Below are 17,636 nucleotides of genomic sequence, written 5' to 3'. Positions count from 1 at the left end.
CAAGGGAGTGAACATGCACCACGCCAACCGTTGCCTGCCGCCTTCGTTGCCATGCCTGTTGGCGCTGGCGTTGCTCGCGGTCGCCGCGTCCGCCGCCGCGCAGCAGGTGACCCGCGATGCCGAGGGCGTCACCGTGCATCCCAGCGCCAGGGGCGCGGCGCCGGTACGCCTGCAGGTGATCGACCGCGGCATCGTCCGGGTCAGCGCCGATCCCACCGGCGCGTTCCAGCGCACGCCCAGCCTGATGCGGGTGCCGGTGCAGGGCGACACCGGCTTTACGCTGGAGCAACACGGCGACACGGTGCAGCTCAAGACCGCGCGGATGACCGCGCAGGTGTCCACCGTCGATGGCCATGTCGGCTTCACCGATGCGCAGGGCACGCCGCTGCTGGCGGAAGTGGCGGGCGGGCGCAGCTTCGCGCCGTTGCAGGTCGAGGGCCGCCACTACCTGAGCGTGCGCCAGCGCTTCGTCTCGCCGCCCGACGAGGCCTTCTACGGGTTCGGCCAGCACCAGCAGGGCTGGATGAACCAGAAGGGCCACGACATCGAACTGCTGCAGAGCAATCTCGACATGGCGGTGCCGTACCTGGTGTCCAGCCGCAACTACGGCATTCTCTGGGACAACAACGCGATCACCCGCTTCGGCGATCCGCGCGGGCTGCAGACGCTGCCGGCGACGCTGCGCCTGTACGACGCGCACGGCAAGCGCGGTGCGCTGACCGCGCACTACGCGATCGACGGCAAGCCGGTGCTGGAGCGTCGCGAAGCCGACATCGACTATCAGTACATCAAGGACCTGGTGAAATTCCCCGCCGCGGCCAAGCCCGGCGACAAGCGCCGCATGCAGGTGCGCTGGGAAGGCCAGATCGAGGCCGAACGCGGCGGCACGCATACCTTCTCGCTGTATGCCAGTGAGTACGCCAGGCTATGGGTCGACGGCAAGCTGCTGGTCGACCGCTGGCGGCAGAACTGGAATCCCTGGCACCACGAGTTCGCGTTGCAGCTGCAGCCTGGCCAGCGGCATACGCTGAAGGTCGAGTGGGATCTGATCGACCCGAGCTACATCGCGCTGCTGCATCGCGACCCGCTGCCGGCGGCCGAAGCCGGCGACCTGTCGCTGTGGTCGGAAGCCGGGCAGATGATCGACTACTACGTCGTCGCCGGCGACAACGCCGACCAGGTCATCGCCGGCTACCGCACGCTGACCGGCAAGGCCGTGTTGCTGCCGAAGTGGGCCTACGGCTTCTGGCAGAGCCGCGAGCGCTACAAAACCCAGGACGAGCTGCTCGGCGTGCTGGCCGAGTACCGCCGGCGGCAGTTGCCGATCGACAACATCGTGCTCGACTGGTCGTACTGGCCGGAGAACGCCTGGGGCTCGCACGACTTCGACCGCGCGCGCTTCCCCGACCCGGACGGCATGGTCAAGGCGGTGCACGCCAGCCACGCGCAACTGATGATCTCGGTCTGGCCGAAGTTCTACCCGAGCACCGCCCACTACAAGGAACTGGACGCGGCCGGGCACATCTACCGGCGCAACGTCGAGGTGGGCGAACTGGACTGGATCGGCAAGGGCTACACCAACGCGTTCTACGACCCGTACGCGGCCGATGCGCAGGCGATCTACTGGCGGCAGATCGACGAGACGCTCAACCGCAAGGGCATCGATGCCTGGTGGCTGGATGCCGACGAGCCCGACGTGCATTCCAACCTGGACATCGCCGAGCGCAAGGCGCGCACCACGCCGACCGCGCTGGGGCCGTCCACCGAGTTCTTCAATGCCTATCCGTTGCCGCACACCCACGGCGTCTACGCCGGCGATCGCGCCGCCGATGGCAAGCGCGTGTTCATCCTCTCGCGCAAGGGCTACGCCGGTATCCAGCGCAACGCCGTGGCGGTGTGGAGCGGCGACATCGCCTCGCGCTGGGAGGACATGCGCGAGCAGATCTCCGCCGGCGTCAACCTGTCGATGTCGGGCCTGCCGAACTGGACCTTCGACATCGGCGGCTTCGCCGTGGAGAAGCGCTACGAACGCCAGGACCCGGCGCACCTGCCCGAGTGGCGCGAACTCAACACGCGCTGGTTCCAGTTCGGCGCCTTCGTGCCGCTGTTCCGCTCGCACGGCCAGTTTCCGTACCGCGAGATCTGGAACATCGCGCCGGAAGGCACGCCGTACTACGCCAGCATGGCCTACTACAGCCGTCTGCGCTACGCGCTGCTGCCCTACATCTACACGCTCGCCGGCGACACCTATCACCACGATGGGGTGATGATGCGCGGCCTGCCGATGGACTTCCCGCACGACCCCAAAGTCGCCGACATCGACGACGAGTACCTGTTCGGCCCGGCGTTCCTGGTGGCGCCGGTGACCCGCTTCGGCGCGACCTCGCGCAAGGTCTACCTGCCGGCGGGCACCGACTGGATCGACTTCAACAGCGGCGCGCGCCATGCCGGCGGCCAGACCATCGACGCCGCCGCGCCGCTGCAGCGCATGCCGCTGTTCGTGCGTGCCGGCGCCATCGTGCCGATGACCCAAGTGCAGCAGTACGTCGACCAGATCCCGGACGCACCGCTGACCGTGGTGGTCTATACCGGCGCCGACGGCCGCTTCTCGCTGTACGAGGACGACGGCACCGGCTACGGCTACGAGAAGGGCGAGTTCAGCCGTATCCCGCTGCAGTGGGACCAGGCCAGGGGAGTACTGCGCATCGGCGCGCGCGAGGGCCACTGGCCGGGCATGCAGGACCGGCGCAGCATCCATGTGCGCTTCGTCGATGGTCCACGCGACGATGCCGGCGCACTCGAACCCGCGGCCGACGCCAGCGTGGAGTACCGCGGCCAACCCCTGGAGGTGCCGCGCAAGGGAACCGGCCATGCCGTCGCGGCGCGGGCCGGATGAGCCTGGGATGGCGCGCGAGATGGTGCCAGCGTTGGTTGCCCCATGCTGGCGGTCGTGGCGTGCCGACTGGGTCGCGATGCAGCGAAATAGGCGCGCTACGCCCGTACCCTCATCCGCCCCTTCGGGGCACCTTCCCCCAATCGGAGAAGGGATGCGTGTTCACACGCGTGGGCGTGATCGTGACGGTGACAACGAAGCAGCCGCGGTGCGCTTAAGCCCCTCTCCCCCCGGGAGAGGGGTTGGGGTGAGGGTACGGAGCGCAGCGCTTCATCTGCTCCCTGGGGTACTTCCCCCGAAGCGGGCCATGGTCCATTGGGAGAAGGGATGCATCGAATGCACAACGGTGCAACATGCGCACGCCTTGCGCGCAGGTTTGATGCAGCGCATCAAGATGGTGCCGTGTGTAGACACATCCTGCGCAGAGGCGAGACCGCGCCAGTCGCCATCGTGTCGCGCATGCGACGGGCCGTCACTGCATGCAATGACATCCGTTGGCTCGATCCCTGTCCTGCTTCTGCATGCGTTGACCATGAATTGGCTGCAGGGCGGCAGGATCCATTGCGTGCGTACGCCATCGCCCGGGTCGCGCTGGCAGCGCGCAGCACTCAGCGTCATCATGCTTCGCTGCGTGATGCGTGCGGTGCGCACTACACTCGGCGACACGGCGAGTGGTCCCCGCACGCCGGCCTTTCTTCTGGAGCGATGATGGAACTGGGTGTGTGCACGATGTGGCGGGTAGGGCAATGAGTCTGTACATCGGCCTGGACGTAGGCACGCAGAGCGTCAAGCTGCTCGCCTACGATGCCGACAGCCGGCAGGTGGTGGCCACCCACGGCCACGCGCTGGACCTGATCAGCCGCGACGACGGCACCCGCGAGCAGCAGGCGCAGTGGTGGATCGATGGCATCGTCGCCTGCTTCGCCGCACTGAGCGCCGAACAGCGGGCGCAGGTGCGGGCCATCGCGGTGTCCGGGCAGCAGCACGGCTTCGTGCCGCTGGACGCGCAAGGCCAGGTCACCGCACCAGTGAAGCTGTGGTGCGATACCAGTACCCAGCGCGAGTGCGAGGAGATCATGGACGCGGTCGGCGGCGCGCAGCGCTGCGTGGAATTGGCCGGCAATCCGATCCTGGCCGGCTACACCGCCTCCAAGCTGCCGTGGACGCGCAAGCATCGTCCCGATGCCTATGCGGCGATGACGACGGTGCTGCTGCCGCACGACTACGTCAACTTCTGGCTCACCGGCGAGCGCTACGCCGAAGTCGGCGACGCGTCCGGCAGCGGCTGGCTGGACGTGCGCACCCGGCAATGGTCGACGCCGCTGCTGCAGGCGATCGATCCGCAGCGCGACCTGGCCGCGGCGCTGCCGCCGCTGGTGCCGACCGAAAGCAGCTTCCCCTTGTCCGCCGCCGCGGCGCAGACGCTGGGCTTGCCGCGCGAGGTCCGCGTGGCCACCGGCGGCGGCGACAACATGATGGCGGCGATCGGCACCGGCAACGTGGTGCCGGGACGCCTGAGCATGAGCCTTGGCACCTCCGGCACGCTGTTCGCCTACGCCGAGCGCCCGGTGGTGGACCCGGACGCACGCTGGGCCGCGTTCTGCTCCTCCAGCGGCGGCTGGTTGCCGCTGATCTGCACCATGAACTGCACGGTCGCCACCGAGACCATCGCGCGTCTGTTCGGCATCAAGACCGGGCAGGGCGAGGCCTTGCTCGCGGCCACGGCGCCCGGCGCCGACGGACTGGTGCTGCTGCCGTTCTTCAACGGCGAACGCACCCCGAACCTGCCGGCGGCGCGCGGTTGCCTGACCGGCATGGACCTGCACAACACCACGCCGGCGCATTTCTATCGCGCGGCGATGGAGGGCGCCAGCTACAGCCTGCGCAACGGCTTCGATGCCTTCGTCGATGCCGGGCTGCAGTTCGATGCGATCTCCCTCACCGGCGGCGGCAGCAACAGCGCCGGCTGGCGCCAGCTCATCGCCGACTTGTTCGGGCTGCCGGTGCACGTGCCGGCGCAACCCGAGGGCGCGGCGTTCGGTGCCGCGCTGCAGGCGCTGTGGGCCGACGGCTGGGCGCAGGGCGACCGCGCCAGCCTGGCCGAGGTGGTGCTACAGCACCAGCAGGACGATGCGACGCGCTCCGCGCAGCCGGATGCGCAGCGCGGCGCGCAGTACCAGGCGCACTACCAGAGCTTCCAGCGGCATCTGCAGGCCATCGGCCCGCTGTACGCCGCGTGATTCCCTTTCCCCCCGCAACGCACCAGGACTTCGTGATGAGCACTTCCGTCTACACCGGCGCCAAGGAGTTTTTCCCGGGCATCGGCCGCATCCCGTTCGAAGGCAAGGCCTCGGACAATCCGTTGGCGTTCAAGGTCTACGACGCCGGCAAGCGCATCGGCGACAAGACCATGGCCGAGCACCTGCGCTTCGCCGTGGCCTACTGGCACAGCTTCTGCGGCAACGGCGCCGATCCGTTCGGCCCCGGCACCCGCGCCTATCCCTGGGACGCCGGCCGCGATGCGCTGGGCCGCGCCGAGGCCAAGGCCGATGCCGCGTTCGAGTTCTTCACCAAGCTCGGCGTGCCGTACTACTGCTTCCACGACGTCGATCTGGCGCCGGACGCGGAGGACATCGGCCAGTACGAAAAGAACCTCAAGCACATGGTCGGCATCGCCAGGCAGCGCCAGGCCGACACCGGGGTCAAGCTGCTGTGGGGCACCGCCAACCTGTTCTCGCACCCGCGCTACATGAACGGTGCGGCGACCAACCCGGACTTCGACGTGGTCGCGCGCGCGGCGGTGCAGGTCAAGGCCGCGCTGGAAGCGACGGTGGAACTGGGCGGCGAGAACTACGTGTTCTGGGGCGGCCGCGAAGGCTACGCCTGCCTGCACAACACGCAGATGCGACGCGAGCAGGAGCATCTGGCGCGGTTCCTGACCCTGGCCCGCGACTATGGGCGCAGCATCGGCTTCAAGGGCAATTTCCTGATCGAGCCCAAGCCGATGGAGCCGATGAAGCACCAGTACGACTTCGACAGCGCCACCGTAGTCGGCTTCCTGCGCCAGCATGGGCTGGACCAGGATTTCAAGCTCAACATCGAGGCCAACCACGCCACCCTGTCCGGGCACAGCTTCGAACACGACCTGCAGGTGGCCAGCGACGCCGGCCTGCTCGGCAGCATCGACGCCAACCGCGGCAATCCGCAGAACGGCTGGGACACCGACCAGTTCCCGGTCGACCTGTACGACACCGTGGGCGCGATGCTGGTGGTGCTGCGGCAGGGCGGGCTGGCCCCGGGCGGACTCAACTTCGACGCCAAGGTGCGCCGCGAGTCGTCCGATCCGCAGGACCTGTTCATCGCCCACATCGGCGGCATGGACGCGTTCGCGCGCGGTCTCGAAGTCGCCCACGCGCTGCTTACCGCCTCGCCGCTGGAGCAGTGGCGCCGCGAGCGCTACGCCAGCTTCGACAGCGGCGCCGGCGCGGCCTTCGCCGCCGGCACGAGCACGCTCGCCGACCTCGTCACGCATGCCGCGCAGGCCGGCGAGCCGACCCAGCGCAGCGGCCGCCAGGAAGCCTACGAGAACCTGATCAACCAGTACCTGCTGCGCTGAACCGGTGTGCGGCGGCGGCCCGGTGCCGCCGCCGCGCATGCTCCTTCCCGCGCGCCGGCCGTCTCCCTCTTGCACGCCACCAGGTGAACCCATGTCCAGTGTTCCGATCGATCGCCACGCCGATGCCGGCGAGAACACCCGCCTCATCATCCTGATCAGCTGCGTCGCCACCATCGGCGGCTTCCTGTTCGGCTTCGACAGCGGCGTCATCAACGGTACCGTCGATGGCCTCAAGCAGACCTTCCAGTCCAGTTCCGCCGGCACTGGCTTCGAGGTCGCCTCGATGCTGCTGGGCTGCGCGATCGGCGCGTTCCTGGCCGGCTCGCTCGCCGACCGCTGGGGCCGGCGCACGGTGCTGATCGTCTCGGCGGCGCTGTTCCTGCTGTCGGCGCTGGGCGCCGGCGCGGCGCACAACTCGGCGGTGTTCGTGCTGGCGCGGATGATGGGCGGGTTCGCGGTGGGTGCGGCCAGCGTGATGTCGCCGGCCTACATCGCCGAGGTCGCCTCGGCGCGCTACCGCGGGCGCCTGGCCACGGTGCAGCAGATTGCGATCATCGGCGGGCTGTTCTGCGCCTTCCTCAGCAATTATCTGCTGGCCAAGGCGGCCGGCGCGTCCACCGAGGCGCTGTGGCTGGGGCAGCCGGCCTGGCGCTGGATGTTCTGGATGCAGGCGCTGCCGTCCACGGCGTTCCTGCTGCTGTTGCTGGCGATTCCGGAGAGCCCGCGCTTCCTGGTGGCGCGGGGCCGCCGCGAGCAGGCGCTGGCGGTGCTGACCCGGCTGTACGGCGCCAACACGGCGCAGACCAAGCTGACCGAAATCTCCGCCTCGCTGTCGGCCGACCAGCACACGCCGCGGCTGTCGGACCTGGTCAGCAAGGTCACCGGCAAGATCCGCCCGATCGTGTGGATCGGCATCGGCCTGGCCACCTTCCAGCAACTGGTCGGCATCAACGTGGTGTTCTACTACGGCGCGGTGCTGTGGCAGGCGGTGGGTTTCTCCGAGAGCGATGCGTTGTTGATCAACGTGCTGTCCGGTGCGTTGAGCATCGGTGCCTGCCTGATCACCGTGGTGTTGATCGACCGGGTCGGGCGCAAGCCGCTGTTGTGGATCGGCTCGGCCGGCATGGCGGTGTCGCTGGCGCTGGTCACCATCGCCTTCGCCAGCGCCTCGCTGGATGCGGCCGGCAAGCTGGCGCTGTCGCCGGGCATGGGCCGGCTGGCGTTGATCGCCGCCAACGTCTACGTGGTCTTCTTCAACATGTCCTGGGGCCCGGTGATGTGGGTGATGCTGGGCGAGATGTTCCCCAACCAGATCCGCGGCTCCGGCCTGGCGGTGGCCGGTGCGGCGCAGTGGATGTCCAACTTCGCCATCACCGTGACCTTCCCGGTCCTGCTCGGCAGCATCGGCCTGGCCGGCGCCTACGGCATCTACACCGTCGCCGCGTTCCTGTCGGTGTTCTTCGTGCTGCGCTATGTGTACGAGACCAAGGGCAAGGAATTGGAGCAGATGCAGGGCTGATGCCGATACGCACGCGCACGCGGCGCGCGTGCCATCGCTGGATCGGTGTGTCTGCAGCGAGCGGCCGAAGGCATTGCCGGATCGGCGAAGGCGCTGCGCGCGCCGTACCCTCACCCCAACCCCTCTCCCGGTGGGAGAGGGGCTTTGGCCTCTCCCTTCTCCCACCGGGACCATGCCCCCTTTTCGGGGGAAGGTGCCCCGCAGGGGCGGATGAGGGTCTGGGCGAATCCTTGTGAGCAGATCCGCGCAGCCCATAGGGATTCATTGATTCCTGAGGTGTGCGAAGGGCGGTCCCATCGGTGTGCGCTTGTTGTGTTACTTTATAACAATTGTCACTCCGCCTTGCTTGCCGTCCCTCGCTCCCTCGCCGCTCCCGTCGATCCGATGAACCTGCAGATCCCCTCGCCATTGCCCGATGTCGCCGCCGACGAACCTTCGCAGATCGCCGCTCCCCTGAACTGGGTGGGCATGGACGGCATCGCGCTGCCGATCTGTCTGGACATGGGCGAGGGCACGCCTGCGGCACCCGTGCCGGCGCAGGCCGCGCTCGCCGTCGACCTGCCGTCGGCGCAGGTCAAGGGCATTCATATGTCGCGGCTGTACCGCCTGCTCGACGAGTGCGCGCAGCAGCCGCTGTCGCCGTCGCGGCTGTCGCAGTTGCTGCGGGCGATGGTGCATAGCCACGCCGACTGCGCCTCGACTGCGGCGCGGGTGTCGCTGCGCCTGGAACTGCTGCGTCGCAGCCCGGCGCTGCGCAGCCCGGGGCTGGCCGGATGGCGGGCGTATCCGCTGCGGATCGACGCCGAGCTGCGTGGCGGCGTGGTCCGGCTCGGACTCGGCGTGGATCTGCTGTATTCCTCGACTTGCCCGTGTTCGGCGGCGCTGGCGCGGCAACTGCTCAGCGAGGCCTTCGTGCAGCAGCACCCGGAACAGGCCTCGCTATCGCGGGAGGCGGTGGCGGACTGGCTGCTCCGGCACGGCAGTCACGCCACCCCGCATAGCCAGCGCAGCGTGGCCTCGGTGCGGGTCGGCGTGTCGGCGCGGGCGGTGCGCTTCGACGCGGAGGGCGTGATCGCGCTGGCCGAGCAGGCCCTGGCCACGCCGGTGCAGGCGGCGGTGCGGCGCGCCGACGAACAGGCGTTCGCGCGCCGCAATGGCGAGAACCTGATGTACGTGGAAGATGCCGCGCGGCGCCTGCAGCAGGCGTTGGGTGCGCGCTACGCCGAGGTGCAGGTACAGGTGCGGCATCTGGAGAGCCTGCATGCGCACGATGCGGTGGCGGAGACCGCATCGGCGCCGGTGGCGGTCATGGCCGGGGAGGCCGCCCCTGACTTGGCGCAGGCCTGACCGCGACCTGCGGGTGGTCGGTACGTGCGCACTGATGCCGACCGGGTCGCGCACGTCGCCCGGGCTGCCCCGGCGTTCCAGGTAGGCTTGGCTCGGCGTGCTGGCGTCTGCAGCCGTCTGGCCGAGGGCGATCGACGCCCGTGCAACCAGGAGGGAGAAGCGTCGGGCCGTGGCCGGCGCCGAAACGCAAAAAACCCCGCCAAGGCGGGGTTTTTGCTGTGTCGCGCTGCAGGCGAGGCGAGGATGGCGCTCCCTAGGGGACTCGAACCCCTGTTTTAGCCTTGAGAGGGCCACGTCCTAACCACTAGACGAAGGGAGCGTTTGGTCGCGTCGATTGCAGCGCGCTAGTATATGGGTCTCGCCGCCCTTCGGCAATCCCGCAACCCGATACGGAAGCGCCATCATCAATCCGCCAGTTCCATCGCCATTCACCCTGCGCGCGATCCCGCGCGACCAGCACCCCATCTCGCGCAAGGACATCAGCCCCAACGCCCTGCGCGTGCTGTACCGGCTGCGCGAGGCCGGCTTCGGCGCCTACCTGGTCGGCGGCGCGGTCCGCGATCTGCTGGTCCAGGTCCAGCCCAAGGACTTCGACGTCGCCACCGACGCCACCCCCGAGCAGGTCAAGCAGCTGTTCCGCAACTGCCGCCTGATCGGCCGCCGCTTCCGCCTGGCGCACGTGGTCTACGGCCGCGAGATCATCGAGGTCGCCACCTTCCGCGCCAATGTCGACGACGGCAGCGGCGACCGCGAGGTGGACAACGGCCGCCTGGTCCGCGACAACGTCTACGGCAGCATCGAGGACGATGCGGTGCGCCGCGACTTCACCTGCAACGCCTTGTACTACGCCATCGAGGACTTCTCGGTGCGCGACTATGTCGGCGGCTTCGAGGATGTGCAGGCGCGGCTGATGAAGCTGATCGGCGACCCCGAGCAGCGCTACCGCGAAGACCCGGTGCGCATGCTGCGTGCGGTGCGCCTGGCGGCCAAGCTCGATTTCGAGATCGAGGCCGGCACCGCCGAGCCGATCCCGCGGCTGGCCGGGCTGCTGGCCGAGGCCGCGCCGGCGCGGCTGTTCGAGGAAGTGCTCAAGCTGTTCCTGTCCGGCCATGGCGTGGCCAGCTTCGAGGGCCTGGAGCGGCACGGTCTGCTCGCCGCGCTGTTCCCGGAGAGCGCGGCGGCGCTGCGCTCCAACCGCAGCGGCGCGCTGCGGCGGATGCTGATCGAGGGCCTGCGCAACACCGACAACCGCGTCGCCAACGACGAGCCGGTGTCGCCGGCGTTCCTGTTCGCGCTGCTGCTGTGGCCGGCCTACTGCCGCGCACTGATGACCCTGCAGAAACAGGGCATGCAGATGGAGGAGGCGCAACGCCGCGCCGCCGACCGGGTGACCTTGCACCAACTGAGCACCGTGGCGCTGCCGCGGCGTTTCTCGCTGCCGATGCAGGAGATCTGGCTGCTGCAGTCGCGCTTCACCTCGCGCCAGCGCAAGCGGGTAGTGCGCACGCTGTCGCATCCGCGCTTCCGCGCTGCGTTCGATTTCCTGATCGTGCGCCAGTCCGCGTCGGACGAGCATGCGGCCGACATCGCGTACTGGCGCGAACTGCAGCAGCAGCCCGGCTACGCGCCGCCGCCGCGCGGCTTCGATCCGGAGGTGGACTACGCCGGCGACGAGCTGGCGTTCGCGCCGCCGGCCGACAGCGAAGAGACCCCCAAGCGCCGCCGGCGCCGGCGCCGCCGCCCGGACGCCGCCACGCCCGTCGAGTGAGCGCCGCGACACCGGCGCCGGTCCAGGCCTGCATCGGCCTGGGCGGCAACCTTGGCGACGCCGCGGCGACCCTGCGCGCGGCCCTGGCCGCGCTCGACACCCTGCCGCAAACCCGCCTGCTGCGTGCCTCGCAGCTGTACCGCAGCCCGGCCTGGGGCCGCGAGGACCAGCCGGACTTCATCAACGCCGCGGCGCTGGTGAGCACCACGCTGCCGGCGCTGGACCTGCTGCAGGCGCTGCTGGACCTGGAACACCGCCACGGCCGCCAGCGCCTGCCCGGCGAGCGTTGGGGCCCGCGCACCCTGGACCTGGACCTGCTGCTGTATGCCGAGGCGGTGAGCGATCTGCCGGGGTTGCAGGTGCCGCACCCGTTCCTGCACCAGCGTGCGTTCGTGCTGCTGCCGCTGGCCGAGATCGCCGCCGACGCGGTCATTCCGGGCCATGGAACGGTGCGTGACGTACGCGACCGCATCGAAACCGGCGGGATCGTGCCAATCGGTAGATAATGCTCGGCTCATTACCGCAGCACATGAGCTTATGAGCAGTCACGCCGACAGCAAGCCCTGGACCGTTCCCGCCCTGGCCGAGGCCAAGCGCCGCCAGCAGAAGCTGGTGATGCTGACCGCCTACGATGCAGGCTTCGCGCGAACCTTCGACGCCAACGGCGTGGACCTGATCCTGATCGGCGATTCGCTGGGGATGGTGGTGCAGGGCCACGACTCGACCCTGCCGGTGAGCGTGGACGACATCGTCTACCACACCGCCGCGGTGGCGCGGGTGCTGCAGCGCGCGCTGCTGGTGGCCGACCTGCCGTTCCAGTCCGATGCCACCCCCGAGCGCGCCTTGGACGCGTCGACCCGGCTGCTGCAGGCTGGCGCTGAGATGGTCAAGCTCGAGGGCGCCGGCCACAAGCTGGAGGTGATCCGCTTCCTCAGCGAACGCGACATCCCGGTGTGCTCGCATCTGGGCCTGACCCCGCAGTCGGTGCTGACCTTCGGCGGCTACAAGATCCAGGGCCGCGAAGAGGCTGACGCGGCCAAACTGCTCGCCGACGCCAAGGCGGTCGCCGCGGCCGGCGCCGCGCTGCTGGTACTGGAATGCGTGCCGTCGCCGCTGGCCGCGCGCATCACCGCCGAGATCGACATCCCCACCATCGGCATCGGCGCCGGTCCGGACTGCGACGGCCAGGTGCTGGTGATGCACGACTTCCTCGGCCTGGACAGCGGCCACCGCCGCCCGCGCTTCGTCAAGGATTTCCTGGCCGAAGGCGGTTCCATCGCCGGTGCCGCCCGCGCCTACGCCGACGCGGTCCGCGCCGGCACCTTCCCCGACGCCGAACACGCCTACGCCAAATGATCGAGACCGTCACCGACCTGGCGCGACTGCGCGCCATCGTTTCCGGCTGGAAGCGGCAGGGCCTGCGCGTGGCCTTCGTGCCGACCATGGGCAACCTGCACGCCGGGCATTTCTCGCTGGTGATGCTGGCGCGGCAATACGCCGACCGCGTGGTCTCCAGCGTCTTCGTCAACCCGACCCAGTTCGGCCCGAACGAGGACTTCACCCGCTACCCGCGCACGCCCGAGGCCGACACCAGCGGCCTGGAAGGCGCCGGTTGCGACGTGCTGTGGCTGCCGACGGTGGAGAGCATGTATCCGCTGGGCGTGGAGCTGGCGCTGCGCATGCACACTCCGGGCGTCAGCGAGGTGCTGGAAGGCGACTGCCGGCCTGGCCATTTCGACGGCGTCTGCACCGTGGTCGCGCGCCTGTTCAACCAGGTGCAGCCGGACCTGGCCGCGTTCGGCAAGAAGGACTACCAGCAACTGGCGGTGATCCGGCAGATGGTGGCCGACCTGGCGTTCCCGATCGAGATCCTGGGCGGCGGCATCGTGCGCGAGGCTGACGGCCTGGCGATGAGCTCGCGCAACCAGTACCTGTCGGCGGAGGAGCGGCCGCGCGCGGCGCAGATCCACCGCACCCTGCGGGCGATGCGCGACGGTCACCTGGCCGGGCGCCCGCGCGCGGAGGTGGAGGCGGACGCGACCGCGCAGCTGCAGGCGGCCGGCTTCGAGGTCGACTACAGCGTGCTGCGCACGCCCGACTTGAGCGAGCCGCAGGACGGCACCGGTCCGCGCGTGGCGCTGATCGCCGCGCGCCTGGGCCGCACCCGCCTGATCGACAACCTGGAATTCTGAGCGCGGCAGGCCGCGGCACCGTCGTCGTAGCAGCGGCTTCAGCCGCGACCGGGCTTTCCCGCGATCGCCGGTCGCGGCTGAAGCCGCTCCTGCGACGGTTTGAGGCCGCCCCTCACCACCGCCACCTAACCCTCGGCTGCTAAACTGCGCGTCTTTCCTGACCGCAGTCCCGTGCCATGCAACTGAGCCTGTTGAAGACCAAGATCCACCGCGCCACCGTCACCCATTCCGAGCTGAACTACGAAGGCTCGATCGCCATCGACGGGCTGCTGCTGGACGCGACCGGCATCCGCGAATTCGAGCAGGTGCACATCTGGGACGTCACCAACGGCGCGCGCTTCAGCACCTACGCGATCCGTGCCGACGAGGGCAGCGGCATCATCTCGCTCAATGGCGGCGCCGCGCGCCACGTGCAGGTCGGCGACCTGATCATCATTGCCGCCTTCGCCGGCATGAGCGAAGAGGAAGCCGCGCGTTTCCAGCCGACCCTGGTCTACGTGGACGGCGCCAACAAGATCACCCACACCAACACCACCATCCCAAAGCAGGCCGCATGACACAGTCCACCGGTTTCGACGCACTGCATTCCCACGCCCAGCGCCTGCGCGGGGCGCGCCTTCCCGACCTGCTGGCGGCCGAACCCGGCCGTGCCGAGACGTTGGCGTTGCAGGTCGGACCGCTGTACTTCAATTTCGCGCGGCAGAAATACGACCGCGCCGCGCTCGACGCGCTGCTGGCGCTGGCTGCCGACCACGACCTGGCCGGCGCCTTCCAGCGCTTGTTCCGCGGCGAGACGGTCAACGTCACTGAAGGCCGCGCCGCGCTGCACACCGCGCTGCGCGGCAACCTCACCGACGCACCGGTGGCCAGCCAGGCCCACGCCAGCGCGCGCGAGGTGCAGCAGCGCATGCGCGCGCTGATCGACGCCCTGGCGCAGACCGAGGTCACCGACATCGTCAGCGTCGGCATCGGCGGCTCCGATCTCGGCCCGCGCCTGGTCGCCGACGCGCTGCGTCCGGTCACCGGCGCGCGCTTCCGCGTGCACTTCGTCTCCAACGTGGACGGCGCAGCGATGCAGCGCACCCTGGCCACGCTGGACCCGGCGCGTACCGCCGGCGTGCTGATCTCCAAGACCTTCGGCACCCAGGAAACCCTGCTCAACGGCCAGATCCTGCGCGACTGGCTGGGCGGCAGCGAGCGCCTGTACGCGGTCAGCGCCAACCCCGAGCGCGCCGCCAAGGCCTTCGACATCGCCGCCGGCCGCGTGCTGCCGATGTGGGACTGGGTGGGTGGCCGCTATTCGCTGTGGTCGGCGGTGGGCTTCCCGATCGCGCTGGCGATCGGCGCCGACGCCTTCGAGCAGCTGCTGGAAGGCGCCGCGCAGTTCGACGACCACGCCCTGAACGCGCCGCTGGAGCGCAACGTGGCCGTGCTGCATGGCCTGACCACGCTGTGGAACCGCAACCTGCTCGGCTACGCGACGCAGGCGGTGATGACCTACGACCAGCGCCTGGCGCTGCTGCCGGCCTACCTGCAGCAGCTGGTGATGGAGAGCCTGGGCAAGCGCGTGCGCCTGGACGGCAGCCCGGTCGAGGCCGACACCGTGCCGGTGTGGTGGGGCGGCGCCGGCACCGACGTGCAGCACAGCTTCTTCCAGGCGCTGCACCAGGGCACCAGCATCGTGCCGGCCGACTTCATCGGCTGCATCCGCAACGACGACCCGTACACCGTCAACCACCAGGCGCTGCTGGCCAACCTGCTGGCGCAGACCGAAGCGCTGGCGAACGGGCAGGGCAGTGACGATCCGGCCCGCGACTACCCGGGCGGCCGCCCGAGCACGCTGATCCTGCTCGACGCGCTGACCCCGCAGGCGCTGGGCGCGCTGATCGCGATGTACGAGCACAGCGTGTACGTGCAGTCGGTGGTCTGGGGCATCAACGCCTTCGACCAGTTCGGCGTGGAACTGGGCAAGCAGCTGGCGAGCCAGCTGCTGCCGGCGCTGCAGGGCCAGTCCACCGAGATCGCCGACCCGGTGACGCGCGCTGTGCTGGGGCGGTTGCAGGGCTGAGCGAACCAGCATCTGATCGCGCGAGCCTGGCTGGCTCGCGCGATCGGTCAGTGATGCTGGACGCTGCGCTCAGACGTCGTCCAGGCGCAATCCGACCGGGTCGCCAGTCAGATAGCCCACCGCGGCACCGTAGCGGTCCTTGTAGTTGGCTCGGACCAGTGGATCCAACTGCGCCTTGACCTTGTCGTGCAACGGGCTTTCCCAGTCGCCGGGATGCTGGAAGTTGCTCATCACGTAGGTCCAGCCGTGGATCTCGTCGACCGCGTGCAGGCCGGTGGATTCGGCCCCGGCCGGCACCGACAGCAGGCGCGACAGCTTGCCGGTGTCGACGTTGTAGGCCCATAGGAAGTTGTTCACGTGCATGGCGCTGTCCTCGCCGATGAACAGCGTGCGCAGGCGTTGCGAGAACTTGATGTTGTCCGGATTGGCGATGCGCTCCGGGTCGGCCAGATTGCCCAGCGCGTCGGCCGCTGGCAGGTCGCGGCCGGTCAGCGCGGGCGGCGCGCTCATCGACACCGGCACCCACTCGCTGCGGATCGGATGGCCGAGATGGTCGCGCTGGCCGCCGCGCAATGGCAGCGCATAGATCGCGCCGGCGGTCGGGCCTTCCACGCGGATGTCGCCGGAGCCATCGAGCATGCTGCCCTGGATGTAGGACATCGCCGAGTAGGCGATGCGGTCGCGCGTGTCGACCGTGGTGCCTTCCATCTTGGTGAAGCCCAGGCTGCCGCCGACCAGCGCGGCGTAGCGGTGGGTTTCCAGGAAGGCGGCGGCCTGTTCCATGCCCGGGCGCAGCCGCACCCAGTTGAAGCCGCCGCTGTAGGGAATGCGGGTGTAGCTGGGGTCGCCCGGATCGCGCGTGGCCACGTCCATGATGTCGCCGATGCGCAGCACGTCTGCCATCGCTTCGATCTCGTCGCTGCTGGCGTGGCCCAGGCGGATCCAGTCCAGGGTGGCCGCGCCGGGGCCGCTGGCCGAGCGCTGCCGCCACTTCGCCACGTACAGAGTGCCGCTGGACAGGTCGCACTCGCGGTCGGCGACAAACAGGAACAGGCCGCCGTTGCTGGCGTCGTCGCCCATCAGCACGGTGCGCCGGTCCGGCATCACCTGCACCAGTTCGTGCGAGATGCGGCCCAGGCAGTAGTGCTTGCGGATGCTGCCGCTGCCGTCGGCGTGCACGGTCACTTCCGGCAGGTGCCCGTAGTGATACGGATTGGCGCGCGTGGGATCGCCGTAGAGGTGTTCGCTGAAGCGCTGGAACTGGGTGTTGCCGGCGATGCTGGCGGCATCGGGTTCGTATTCCTCGCTGGACAGGTGCGTGTTCCAGGGCGAGAGGCTGGCGCCGCAGGTGGTCCACAGGCCGTGCACCGCCGAGGTGTCGACGTTGTGGTACTTGACCAGACGCAGGTGGCCGCTGCGCGGGTCCTGGTCCAGGGTCAGCACCGCGATCGGCGCCGGCAGCTGGCGATAGGTGCCGTTGCCGGCCAGATCGCGCGTGGTGTACTCGAACTGCACCACCGCGAACACCGTATTGCCGCGTACGCCGGGCACGTGCGCGTGCGGCAGGGTCAGCAGCGACGAGCCGTCGGGACAATCCGAGAAGAACGGCCGTTCGCTGCAGGGGACCGAGCGGTCCAGGATCGGCCGGTTGTGGATGTCGTAGTAGCCGCCGGCCAGCACGCTGCCGCCGGCGCCGTCGGGGACTTGGTCGCCGGTCAGGAAGAACGGGCGGTAGGCCAGGGCGTACCGCTGGCGGCTGCCATCGTGCAGGATCACATCGACGTGCGAGCGCACGCTGGTGGTGGCCATCGCCGCCGGCTCGGCCAGCGAAGGCGCCGCCATGCCGTCGAAGCTGACCGCGCGCACGCGCGGCCGTGGCGGGCGGCCTGGCCGCGGCGGAGGCGGCAGACGCGCGGCCGCGGGGTCGCTCGCCAACGCGGCAGCGGAAAGGCTGCCAAGCGGCAGCAGGGAGGTGCCGGCCAGCAGACGCAGGGCGCGGCGGCGACCGGAATCGGGGAGATGCGACATCGGGGGACTCTCCAGAACGGACGGGATACCGGTCACTCCCCCTCGTGCCGGCGCGGTCCAACCTAGGCGCGCTTGGTGACATTCGTTTGAAACCTGCGAGCGGTCGCGGCCGGCAGCCACTGCGCCAAATGCGGTGCCGCCCTTGCGCAGTGCGCATGTCGGACGATATTGCGGCGCAGCAAACGCGGCGGCTGCCGATGCCGCG

The 17,636-nt window shown here is 69.5% G+C and carries 12 protein-coding genes and 1 tRNA gene; 11 read left to right on the top strand and 2 right to left on the bottom strand.

Translation table 11 applies throughout. The annotated features are described in order from the left end of the window. Positions 1–13 precede the first annotated feature (13 nt). The 5 genes from CEK69_RS10850 to folE2 all read left to right on the top strand — a co-directional run bounded on the left by CEK69_RS10850 (position 14) and on the right by folE2 (position 9,375). Positions 14–2,896 carry a TIM-barrel domain-containing protein gene (locus CEK69_RS10850; protein WP_152245528.1) on the top strand — a complete coding sequence of 961 codons (2,883 nt, stop codon included), beginning with the start codon at positions 14–16 and terminating at the stop codon, positions 2,894–2,896. Positions 2,897–3,639: 743 nt separating this feature from the next. Further along, positions 3,640–5,133, top strand: a complete 1,494-nt coding sequence (gene xylB, locus CEK69_RS10845) for a xylulokinase (protein ID WP_152245526.1) — start codon at positions 3,640–3,642, stop codon at positions 5,131–5,133. A gap of 35 nt (positions 5,134–5,168) precedes the next feature. Continuing rightward, a complete protein-coding gene (gene xylA / locus CEK69_RS10840) occupies positions 5,169–6,509 on the top strand; it encodes a xylose isomerase (protein WP_152245524.1) in 1,341 nt (446 codons plus the stop codon). Positions 6,510–6,600: 91 nt separating this feature from the next. After that, positions 6,601–8,028, top strand: a complete 1,428-nt coding sequence (locus tag CEK69_RS10835) for a sugar porter family MFS transporter (protein WP_152245522.1) — start codon at positions 6,601–6,603, stop codon at positions 8,026–8,028. 396 nt (positions 8,029–8,424) lie between these two features. Next, entirely contained in the window at positions 8,425–9,375 is a 951-nt protein-coding gene (gene folE2 / locus CEK69_RS10830; RefSeq protein ID WP_193313968.1) for a GTP cyclohydrolase FolE2, read from the top strand. A gap of 244 nt (positions 9,376–9,619) precedes the next feature. Here the strand turns inward: folE2 and CEK69_RS10825 are convergent. Continuing rightward, positions 9,620–9,694 (bottom strand) — tRNA-Glu (locus tag CEK69_RS10825). A gap of 30 nt (positions 9,695–9,724) precedes the next feature. Here CEK69_RS10825 and pcnB point away from each other — a divergent pair. From pcnB to pgi, 6 genes are all read left to right on the top strand, one after another. Further along, positions 9,725–11,143 carry a polynucleotide adenylyltransferase PcnB gene (gene pcnB, locus CEK69_RS10820; RefSeq protein WP_026143854.1) on the top strand — a complete coding sequence of 473 codons (1,419 nt, stop codon included), beginning with the start codon at positions 9,725–9,727 and terminating at the stop codon, positions 11,141–11,143. Further along, positions 11,140–11,649: a 2-amino-4-hydroxy-6-hydroxymethyldihydropteridine diphosphokinase gene (gene folK / locus CEK69_RS10815; RefSeq protein ID WP_152245518.1), complete on the top strand. Its 510-nt coding sequence runs from the start codon at positions 11,140–11,142 to the stop codon at positions 11,647–11,649. Before pcnB ends, folK begins: the two co-directional genes overlap by 4 nt. A gap of 31 nt (positions 11,650–11,680) precedes the next feature. Further along, positions 11,681–12,499, top strand: coding sequence for a 3-methyl-2-oxobutanoate hydroxymethyltransferase (gene panB / locus CEK69_RS10810; RefSeq protein WP_152245516.1), 819 nt, complete (start codon positions 11,681–11,683; stop codon positions 12,497–12,499). Beyond that, entirely contained in the window at positions 12,496–13,335 is an 840-nt protein-coding gene (gene panC / locus CEK69_RS10805) for a pantoate--beta-alanine ligase (protein ID WP_152245514.1), read from the top strand. Before panB ends, panC begins: the two co-directional genes overlap by 4 nt. A gap of 176 nt (positions 13,336–13,511) precedes the next feature. After that, a complete protein-coding gene (gene panD, locus CEK69_RS10800) occupies positions 13,512–13,892 on the top strand; it encodes an aspartate 1-decarboxylase (RefSeq protein WP_017909999.1) in 381 nt (126 codons plus the stop codon). Then, positions 13,889–15,403, top strand: a complete 1,515-nt coding sequence (gene pgi, locus CEK69_RS10795; RefSeq protein WP_152245512.1) for a glucose-6-phosphate isomerase — start codon at positions 13,889–13,891, stop codon at positions 15,401–15,403. Before panD ends, pgi begins: the two co-directional genes overlap by 4 nt. A 69-nt stretch (positions 15,404–15,472) precedes the next feature. Here the strand turns inward: pgi and CEK69_RS10790 are convergent, their stop codons facing one another. Further along, the gene (locus tag CEK69_RS10790; protein ID WP_152245510.1) at positions 15,473–17,431 is read right to left on the bottom strand and encodes an alkaline phosphatase PhoX; all 1,959 of its coding nucleotides are present in this window, start codon (positions 17,429–17,431) and stop codon (positions 15,473–15,475) included. Positions 17,432–17,636: the final 205 nt, after the last annotated feature.

It is taken from the genome of Xanthomonas sp. LMG 12462 (assembly GCF_009192885.1).
Lineage (GTDB): Bacteria > Pseudomonadota > Gammaproteobacteria > Xanthomonadales > Xanthomonadaceae > Xanthomonas_A > Xanthomonas_A sontii.
This window is presented reverse-complemented; position numbering and strand designations above follow the sequence as displayed.